The organism is Saccharomonospora iraqiensis subsp. paurometabolica YIM 90007, assembly GCF_000231035.2.
GTDB classification, from domain to species: domain Bacteria; phylum Actinomycetota; class Actinomycetes; order Mycobacteriales; family Pseudonocardiaceae; genus Saccharomonospora; species Saccharomonospora paurometabolica.
Genome location: NZ_KI912217.1, coordinates 226 through 3,651, shown reverse-complemented (window position 1 = coordinate 3,651; position 3,426 = coordinate 226). Strand labels below are relative to the sequence as shown.

Here is a 3,426-nt window from a genome sequence, read left to right as displayed (position 1 = left end):
GTACTCCCCCGGCGCCGTACCCCCCGGCCGCGCCGTATCCGCCGGCCGCGCCGTATCCGCCGACCGCACCGGCGGCGCCGGCGCCACCTCCGGCAGCCCCTCCGGAACCACCCAACCCGGATCCGGGACCACCGATGCCGGACCCGCCGCCGGGGCCGAAGCCACCGCCGCTGCCGTCGAGATCGGGAACGTTCGTCTTCGGGGGAGCCCAGCCGGAGGCGGAGGTTCCGTCGTCCCACTGTCCGGGCCGGTGTGTGAACCCGTCGGTCCCACCCGAGGTGTATCCCCCGCTACCGGACGCACTCCCGGCACCGCCGCTCGCCGCCGGGGCGTAACTCCCCCCGCCGGGCGCGGAGAAGCCGGCGGAGCCCGCCGGGCCGGAGCCACTGCCACTGCCACTGCCACCGGTTCCACCGGGCATCCCGGCGGGTGCCGGCCCGGTACCGGATCCGCTCCCGGCGTCCGAAGCGTCCTTTCCGGCGTTCTCGTCCACCTTGATGTCGCCGAATTCGCCGGTGAGTGTGCTGTACCGCGGTACGGAACGGCTGTTGGAGGTGGTCGCCTCGTAGTACCCGTTGAACGCGTCGACGTTCGCCTGCGCCTTGGCGTTGTAATCCGCGATCTCCCGATCCTTGTCGGTGGTCAACGGATTGATGTCGTTCACCCATCCGCTCTCGGGAGGTTTCTGCGGGACCTGCTGTACGCGGGAGACCGCCCCGTTGAAGGCATCGGCCTGCGCGCCCATCGTCCGGTCACTGTTCTCCAGTTTGTACCCGGAGTCGAGCAGCCAGTCCTTCAACGGCCGGGCGCCGACCTTCGCCGCCTCGCCGGAGTCGCCCTGCCAGGCCTGGTCCATCTTCGAGGCCAGGTCGTCCATCTGCCGGACCCGTTCATCGAAGGTCTGCTTCAATGTGCCGGCAGCCTCCCGGCCGTTCTCCAGCGAGCCGGTACCGGGCCCGGAGGTGAGCTGCTCGTAGATCTGGTGGGGGTCGATGGTCCGCGAACCATCCCCCGCGGCGAAGTTCCCGGCTTCCTCCTGGGTCGCCGCGCTGTATGCCGCCAAGGTGCCCGCGCCCGCGATCAGGAATGGCAGTGGCATCCGTGCCTCACCCCTTCACGTTGTGGCCGCGGTGCGGGCCGTGGTGCTCAGGGAAACGTCGGTCATGCGTAGGTCCCCCTTCATGCCGATGGATGGGCACCCGTGCCGATGGATGGGCACCCGTGTCGGCGGGCGATCCGCTGGCGCCCGTCCACGGTGAGTATCCCAAACGTTTCGACGTGGGGTGGGTGGTTCGGGTTCCCCGGGCCGGTATCGATCCGGCAAAGATCCACGGGGCGGCGTTACCGGCCCCCGGACACGACTGCGGCGGGGCCCCGGGGGACCCCGCCGCAGTCGGTGTGGTGTTCGTCGGCCGTGCTTACGCCCGGGTGGGCACGACGTCCAGGCGGACGTCGGCCGTCACGTTCGGGTGCAGGCGGGCACGGACGTCGTGCCTGCCGACGGTCTTGATGTGCTGACGCAGTTCGATGACCCGCTTGTCGAGCTGCGGGCCCCCGGCCGCCTTGATCGCGCTGACCACGTCGGAGGGGGTGACCGAGCCGAACAGCTTCTTCGAGCCCTCGGCCGACTTCGCCGTGACCTCCACCGTGCCGAGGTTCTCGAGCGTCTGCTTGATCTCCTTGGCGTGGTCCAGGTCGCGGATCCGACGGGCCTCCTGGGCACGCCGGATGGTGCGGACGTTGCGCTCCGCACCCTTGGTCGCGGTCATCGCGTAACCCCGCGGCAGCAGGTAGTTACGCGCGTAGCCGTCCTTCACCTCGACGATGTCGCCGGGGCCGCCGAGGTGGGCGACGTCGGTCGTCAGGATGATCCTCGCCATGACGGACTTCCTTCCTCAGCGAGCGGTCGAGGTGTAGGGCAGCAGAGCCATCTCCCGCGAGTTCTTGACCGCGATGGCGACGTCCCGCTGGTGCTGGCTGCAGTTGCCGGTGACCCGACGGGCACGGATCTTGCCGCGGTCGGAGATGTACTTCCGCAGCATGGTCGTGTCCTTGTAGTCGATCGGCTCGGGTTGCCCCTGCTTCTCGGCCTTGCAGAAAACGCAGACCTTCTTCTTCGGCTTGCGAACGGGTGGCTTGGCCACGGTGTACTCCTGGGGAACGTTTCGTGTGGTTGTTCGGGCGCGCTACCGCGCGGGAATCGGCGTCGGACGGCTCAGAACGGCGGCTCGTCGGAGAACCCGCCGCCACCTCCGGCCGGCGGGGCCGAGCCCCACGGGTCGTCGGCGGGGGTCCCGCCGCCACCGCCACCGCCACCGCTGCCGCCGAAGCCGCCGCCTCCGCCGCCGCCCCGGCTGATCTTGTTGACCTTGGCGGTCGCGTACCGCAGGGACGGGCCGATCTCGTCGACCTCGAGTTCGACGACCGTGCGCTTCTCGCCTTCCTTGGTCTCGAACGAGCGCTGCTTGAGCCTGCCCTGCACGATCACCCTGGCGCCCCTGGTCAGGGTCTCGGCGACGTTCTCCGCCGCCTGTCGCCAGATGTTGCAGCGCAGGAACAGCGCCTCGCCGTCCTTCCACTCGCCCGCCTGGCGGTCGAAGATCCGGGGCGTGGACGCGACGGTGAAGTTCGCGACCGCGGCACCGGACGGCGTGAATCGCAGTTCGGGGTCGGCGGTGAGGTTGCCGACCACCGTGATGATGGTGTCGCCTGCCATCGCGGTCGCCTCAGACCTTCGCCGAGGCCTTCTTGGCGGCCTTCTTCGCGCCGCGCGGGGGCAGCTTGCGGACGACCTTGGTGCGCAGCACCGTCTCCTGCAGGCCGAGCTGCCGTTCGAGTTCCTTGACGGCGTCCGACTCGCAGTACAGGTCGAGCACGGCGTAGATGCCCTCGGACTGCTTGCGGATCTCGTAGGCCAGCCTGCGCCGACCCCAGACGTCGACGTTCTCCACGTTCCCGCCGGAATCGCGGATGACCTTCAGGTAGTTCTCCAGCGTCGACGAGACGTTGCGCTCGTCGAACGTGGGATCGAGGATGATCATTACCTCGTAATGGCGTGACACAACCACTCACCTCCTACGGGCTCGAGCGGTCACGGGCGTTCCGTGACAGGAGGGTTGCCGGGGAGCCAGTCTAGCCGCAGGCCCCGCCGGAACCGTCGTGGGTGGGGTCGTGTCCTCGCACGATGCGCCGGACACGCGAAGGGCTCCCGAACCGGGAGGTACGGGAGCCCGACGTGGTCCCGGGGACTGTGCCCGGGCGATTCAGGACACGCGGCGCAGGACCCAGGTCCGCACGAGGCCCGCGGTGACCCCCGCCACCGCCGCGACGGCCAGCAGCATCGGGAGCTGCACCGGGTCGGAGCTCCCGTCCGTCGCCAGCGCGTCGGCGTTGCCCGCGTTGCGGACGCCGGCCGGCGAGCCGTCG

5 protein-coding genes are annotated in these 3,426 nt (G+C 69.9%); all 5 read right to left on the bottom strand.

Annotation, left to right across the window (positions count from 1 at the left end; translation table 11 throughout):
• A partial coding sequence (locus tag SACPADRAFT_RS32375; protein ID WP_007026991.1) for a PPE domain-containing protein occupies positions 1–1,099 on the bottom strand: 1,099 nt, incomplete at its 3' end.
• A gap of 319 nt (positions 1,100–1,418) precedes the next feature.
• The gene (gene rplI / locus SACPADRAFT_RS0207065) at positions 1,419–1,880 is read right to left on the bottom strand and encodes a 50S ribosomal protein L9 (RefSeq protein ID WP_007026990.1); all 462 of its coding nucleotides are present in this window, start codon (positions 1,878–1,880) and stop codon (positions 1,419–1,421) included.
• A gap of 15 nt (positions 1,881–1,895) precedes the next feature.
• Positions 1,896–2,144 carry a 30S ribosomal protein S18 gene (rpsR, locus tag SACPADRAFT_RS0207060; protein ID WP_007026989.1) on the bottom strand — a complete coding sequence of 83 codons (249 nt, stop codon included), beginning with the start codon at positions 2,142–2,144 and terminating at the stop codon, positions 1,896–1,898.
• A gap of 71 nt (positions 2,145–2,215) precedes the next feature.
• Positions 2,216–2,716, bottom strand: coding sequence for a single-stranded DNA-binding protein (locus SACPADRAFT_RS0207055; protein WP_007026988.1), 501 nt, complete (start codon positions 2,714–2,716; stop codon positions 2,216–2,218).
• A 10-nt stretch (positions 2,717–2,726) separates the two neighbouring features.
• Complete coding sequence (rpsF, locus tag SACPADRAFT_RS0207050) at positions 2,727–3,062, bottom strand: 30S ribosomal protein S6 (RefSeq protein ID WP_007026987.1); 336 nt, start codon at positions 3,060–3,062, stop codon at positions 2,727–2,729.
• Between the last annotated feature and the right edge of the window lie 364 nt (positions 3,063–3,426).